Source organism: Aeromicrobium sp., assembly GCF_050700635.1.
In the GTDB taxonomy this organism is placed as follows: Bacteria; Actinomycetota; Actinomycetes; order Propionibacteriales; family Nocardioidaceae; genus Aeromicrobium.
Genome location: NZ_JBOHDT010000119.1, coordinates 1 through 4,821, shown reverse-complemented (window position 1 = coordinate 4,821; position 4,821 = coordinate 1). Strand labels below are relative to the sequence as shown.

7 protein-coding genes are annotated in these 4,821 nt (G+C 68.9%); 2 read left to right on the top strand and 5 right to left on the bottom strand.

All coding sequences use genetic code 11. The features are described 5' to 3' along the window. A partial coding sequence (locus ACRDPN_RS09730; protein WP_431447251.1) for a hypothetical protein occupies positions 1-393 on the top strand: 393 nt, incomplete at its 5' end. 13 nt (positions 394-406) lie between these two features. Here ACRDPN_RS09730 and ACRDPN_RS09725 read toward each other — a convergent pair. Genes ACRDPN_RS09725 through ACRDPN_RS09705 form a run of 5 tightly spaced genes read right to left on the bottom strand, consistent with a single transcriptional unit; the run spans position 407 to position 3,702 of the window. Further along, positions 407-844, bottom strand: a complete 438-nt coding sequence (locus tag ACRDPN_RS09725; RefSeq protein ID WP_431447250.1) for a GNAT family N-acetyltransferase — start codon at positions 842-844, stop codon at positions 407-409. Further along, positions 841-1,230, bottom strand: coding sequence for a Fur family transcriptional regulator (locus ACRDPN_RS09720; protein ID WP_431447249.1), 390 nt, complete (start codon positions 1,228-1,230; stop codon positions 841-843). Before ACRDPN_RS09720 ends, ACRDPN_RS09725 begins: the two co-directional genes overlap by 4 nt. Before the next feature lie 17 nt (positions 1,231-1,247). Beyond that, the gene (locus tag ACRDPN_RS09715; protein WP_431447248.1) at positions 1,248-2,075 is read right to left on the bottom strand and encodes a metal ABC transporter permease; all 828 of its coding nucleotides are present in this window, start codon (positions 2,073-2,075) and stop codon (positions 1,248-1,250) included. Next, entirely contained in the window at positions 2,072-2,839 is a 768-nt protein-coding gene (locus ACRDPN_RS09710; protein WP_431447247.1) for a metal ABC transporter ATP-binding protein, read from the bottom strand. Before ACRDPN_RS09710 ends, ACRDPN_RS09715 begins: the two co-directional genes overlap by 4 nt. Beyond that, a complete protein-coding gene (locus tag ACRDPN_RS09705) occupies positions 2,836-3,702 on the bottom strand; it encodes a metal ABC transporter substrate-binding protein (RefSeq protein WP_431447246.1) in 867 nt (288 codons plus the stop codon). The genes ACRDPN_RS09710 and ACRDPN_RS09705 overlap by 4 nt, the downstream gene beginning before the upstream one ends. Positions 3,703-3,855: 153 nt before the next feature. On the opposite strand from ACRDPN_RS09705, the gene ACRDPN_RS09700 reads away from it, so the two are divergent. Then, positions 3,856-4,821, top strand: a 966-nt coding sequence (locus tag ACRDPN_RS09700; RefSeq protein WP_431447245.1) for a glycine--tRNA ligase, incomplete at its 3' end; no start/stop codon positions are given.

The following is a 4,821-nucleotide window of genomic DNA, read 5'->3' as shown; positions in this document are numbered from 1 at the left end:
CTCGGCCGGGCCGCCGAGGCCGAGACCTTCGTCAAGGCCGCAGACGACGCACTGGGAACGAGCCGTGGCGTCCTGCTCAGCCATCCCCTCGTGTTCGAGAGCGGACCCCTGCGCAACGAGGTCATCCCGGAGCTGAACGGCGCCTTGGCCGAGTTCCGCGCCACCGAGGTGCCGAAAGGGGCCGCCGACGTCGCCGCCGAGGTCGACGGCGCGGTGAGCTACCTCATCGACGAGGTCTCGGTGATGGCCGACAAGGCCGACGCAGGCGCGAGCTACGAGTTCAGCTTCGGCTCGAAGTACGACGACGCACGGCAGGCTGTGCGTTACCTCGCGACCCAGATCGACGGCGACACCGCCGAGGCGCTCGACCGCGTCGCTGGCGACGAGCCCTGACGAGCCCTGACCGCTACGACGGCTCGCGGGTCATCGGCACGTGCAGGATGCCGGCGTCGTCGAAGTCGTCACCCGAACGGCGGTAGCCGAAGGTCCCGTACCAGGCTTCGAGGTAGGCCTGCGCGTTGAGCACGAGCGTCTCGTCGCCCCACAGCCGGTGCACCTCGGCCATGAGCCGGCCCGACAACCCGCGGCCGCGCTGGTCGCGGCGTGTGCAGACCCTGCCGATGTGCCGCACACCGTCGTCCGCGACGTAGACGCGCAGGTAGCTCGTGGGTCCGTCTGCGTCGGCCAGCCAGAGGTGGGTCGCGGTGGGCAGGAGGTCCCGACCGTCGGCGTCCTCGTCCTCGACCTGCTGCTCGACGGCGAACACCGCGTCACGGATGCGCCAGATGTCGTAGACGTCCTGGGCCGTCAGCTCGTGGCCGGGCACGCAGCGGATGGTGCTCATCGGCCGCACTGCTCGCAGGTGCCGAAGATCTCCAAGGTGTGCTCGATGTCCCTGAACCCGTGCTCACCGGCCACGCGGTCGGCCCACCGCTCGACCGTCGGTCCCTCGACCTCCACGGTGCGGCCGCACGATCGACATACGAGATGGTGATGGTGACCGGCGCTGCACCTGCGGTACAGAAGCTCGCCGTCGTCGCCGCGCAGGGAGTCCACCTCGGCGGCATCGACGAGTACCTGCAGATTGCGGTAGACCGTCGAGAGTCCCACCTTCTCGCCACGCTGCTCGAGGATGTCGTGGATCTCCTGGGCGCTGGCGAAGCCGTCGAGATCGTCGAGGATCGCACCGACGGCGCGGCGCTGACGGGTGTTGCGGGGTGTCTCGACCATGTCTCCTCCTCGGTCTCTCATGTCTGGATCGGACGCCGTTGCCGCCGTATGAGCCAACCGGCGACGGTGGCGACCCCGAAGCCGGCCAGGGCAAGGACGACGATCGTCGGCCCGGGTTGAGCGTTGATCTCGTAGCTCGTGACGACGCCACCGAGGGCCGCGAGCAACCCCACGACCATCGCGGTGAGGTGCGTCGCGCGGAAGCTTCGGGTCAGCTGCTGCGCGGCGGCCACCGGCACCACCATCAGGGCCGAGACCAGTAGGAGCCCGACCGTGCGCATGGCGACGGTGATGGTGACGGCGGCGAGCACGGCGATGAGGATGCTGTACGCCTGTACCGGCACCCCGCTGACCCGGGCGTGCTCCTCGTCCTGGCAGACCGCGAACAGCTGGGGTGACAGTCCGATGGCCAGCGCGACGACCAGCGCGCCGAGCGCACCGACCAGCCACAGATCGCCCGACGAGACGGTGATGATGGAGCCGAACAGGTAGCTGGTGAGCGTCGCGGCGCTGTCGCCGGCGAGGTTGATGAGAAGCACACCGCCGGCGATGCCGCCGTAGAAGAGCATGGCGAGCGCGACATCGCCGCTGGTACGCCCGTATGTGCGAAGCAGCTCGATGACGACCGCGCCCGCTGCTGCGACCAGCACGGCCGTCAGCAGGGGGGCGATGCCGGTGAGCAGCCCGAGCGCGACGCCGGTGAGGGCGACGTGGCCGAGGCCGTCGCCGAGAAGTGCGAGCCGCCGCTGTACGAGGTACGTGCCGATCGCCGGTGCCGCAAGTCCGGTGAACGTGGCGGCCACCAGCGCACGACGCATGAAGTCGTAGTCGAGCAGCTCGATCATCGGAACACCCCTTCGCCGCCCAGCACCTCGGGATGCGGGTCCGGCGGATCACCGTGGTGGTGGACCTGCTCGTGTTCCTCGTGGGTCACGCCGACGACGGGTCCGTCGTACGTCACCCGACCATCGCCGAGCGTGACCGCACGGCCGACCAGGCCCCGCATCGGGCCGAGCTCGTGCGCGACCAGCAGCACCGAGGCGCCGTCGCCCACCAGCCCGCCGATCAGCTCGGCGAGCGCCTCCTGGTTCTCGTGGTCGACGCCGGACGTGGGCTCGTCCATGACGAGGAGGTCCGCGTCGCCGGCCAGGGCCCTCGCGATGAGTGCGCGTTGCTGCTGACCGCCGGACAGCTCCCTGAGCGGAGAATGCAGGCGATCGGTGAGTCCCACCCGCGCGACGGCTCCGCGGACCGCTTCGTGGTCGCCCGAGCGGGGGCGGCCGACGAACGGGCGGCGGGAGAGTCGCCCGCTCGTCACGACCTCCTGCACGGTGGCTGGCACACCGGCGACGGCCCGGGAGTGCTGCGGCACGTAGCCCAGACGTTGCCAGGACCGGAACCTGGCCAGGGGCGTCCCGAACAGCTCGACCTCCCCCTCGTCGACCGGCACCAGTCCGATCGCGGCACGAACGAGCGTCGACTTGCCGGAGCCGTTCGCGCCGAGCAGCGCGACGACCTCACCCTCGGCCACCTGCAGGCTGACCCTCTGCAGGACGGGCCGACCTTCGATCATCAGCGATGCGTCGCGAACGGACAGGACGGTCGTCATGAGCAGCCGTTCGCGGTGCGGATCGTGTCGAGGTTGCGTCTCATCAGGGTCAGGTATGTCTCGTCGGCGGTGTCCTCACCCAGACCCTCGATCGGGTCGAGAGTCGCTGTGCCTGCCCCGGTCTCCTGTGCGACGGTGTCGGCGACCGCTGAGCTCACGAGCTCCTCGGTGAACACCGTCGTGATCCCTTCATGACGCACCAGCGAGCTGATCTCGGCGAGCTGCGCGGGGGACGGCTCGTTGCTCGGCTCGATGCCGGCGATGGGCACCTGGCTCAGCTCGTAGCGCTCGGCGAGGTAGTGGAACGCCGCGTGGCTCGTGACGATCGTCCGGGTGCGGCACGTCTTCAGCCCGGCAGCGAGGTCCGAGTCCAGCTGTTCGATCTTCGCCTCGAGTCGTCGGGCGTTGGCGGCGAATTCCTTGGCGTGGGTCGGGTCGGCGTCGCTCAGCCGGGCCTCGACCTCCTGCGTGACGGCGATCATCGTTCGCGGGTCGAGCCAGGTGTGCGGGTCGCGACCGCTGAGCGACACGAGCTCTGCCACGTCGAGCACATCGTCCTCGGACCGGCCGGCCTGCTCGACGGCCCGGTCGACCGCGTTCTGGAACCCCTGCTGGTGGATGACCAGGTCGGCCTCCTGGACGGCGCCCACCTGCTTCGGCTTCAGCTCGACGTCGTGGGGCTCTACGCCGGGGGAGGTGAGGTTCTCGACCTCGACATGTGGACCGCCGACCTGCTCGGCGACGAAGGCGTACGGGTAGAACGACGCCACGACTCGCGTGCCCTCCGCCTGCGCGCTGCCTCCGCACGCGGTGAGGGCGGTCCCGAAGAGGATCGCACCGATCGCGATGGCCGCCGACTTCATGACAACGATTCTCAATAAAATGAGAACCGTTGTCAATTCAGCATCACTCGACGACCGTCGCGAGCCCGTCGATAGACTGACGCCACCTCGGGCGCGGGCTGCCACGGCAGCACGCACAGGCCCGCCGACACCCAGCCGGAACGGAACATTTGCATGGCTTCCAAGACCACGACGGTCGACACCGTCATCTCACTCGCCAAGCGTCGTGGATTCGTCTACCAGTGCGGCGAGATCTACGGCGGCACCAAGTCCGCATGGGACTACGGTCCGCTCGGCGTCGAGCTCAAGGACAACATCAAGCGCCTCTGGTGGCGGTCGATGGTGCAGAGCCGCGACGACATCGTCGGCCTCGACTCGTCGGTCATCCTGCCCACGCCCGTCTGGGCGGCCTCGGGCCACCTCGCAGCGTTCGTCGACCCGTTGGTCGAGTGCCAGAGCTGCCACCGGCGGTTCCGTCAGGACCACCTGCAGGAGGAGTTCGCCGAGAAGAAGGGCCTCGAAGACCCCGACGCGGTCGAGATGTCGCTCATCGCGTGCCCGCACTGCGGCACGAAGGGCGAGTGGACCGAGCCGCGCATGTTCAACGGCCTGCTCAAGACGTTCCTCGGCCCGGTCGAGAGCGAGGAGGGGCTCCACTACCTCCGGCCCGAGACGGCGCAGGGAATCTTCGTCAACTTCACCCAGGTCATGACCAGCGCCCGCAAGAAACCGCCGTTCGGCATCGCGCAGATCGGCAAGAGCTTCCGCAACGAGATCACGCCCGGCAACTTCGTGTTCCGCACGCGCGAGTTCGAGCAGGCGGAGATGGAGTTCTTCGTGCCGCCGGCCGAGAACGAGCGCTGGTACACCTACTGGAAGCAGGCGCGCCTGCAGTGGTACCTCGACCTGGGCCTCGATCCGCAGAAGCTGCGCATGCGCGAGCACGCGCGCGAGGAGCTGGCGCACTACTCGACCGGCACCTCGGACATCGAGTACGAGTACCCCTTCGGCTGGGGCGAGCTCGAGGGCATCGCCTGCCGCACCGACTTCGACCTGAAACGCCACTCCGAGGCCTCGGGCGTCGACCTGCGCTACTTCGATCCCGAGACGAAGGAGAGGTACTTCCCCTACGTCATCGAG

Excerpts from the sequence above, each read along its gene's own strand:
- ACRDPN_RS09710 (WP_431447247.1), bottom strand. The coding sequence starts at position 2,839 with ATGACGACCGTCCTGTCCGTTCGCGACGCATCGCTGATGATCGAAGGT.
- ACRDPN_RS09720 (WP_431447249.1), bottom strand. The coding sequence starts at position 1,230 with ATGGTCGAGACACCCCGCAACACCCGTCAGCGCCGCGCCGTCGGTGCG.
- ACRDPN_RS09715 (WP_431447248.1), bottom strand. The coding sequence starts at position 2,075 with ATGATCGAGCTGCTCGACTACGACTTCATGCGTCGTGCGCTGGTGGCC.
- ACRDPN_RS09705 (WP_431447246.1), bottom strand. The coding sequence starts at position 3,702 with ATGAAGTCGGCGGCCATCGCGATCGGTGCGATCCTCTTCGGGACCGCC.
- ACRDPN_RS09725 (WP_431447250.1), bottom strand. The coding sequence starts at position 844 with ATGAGCACCATCCGCTGCGTGCCCGGCCACGAGCTGACGGCCCAGGAC.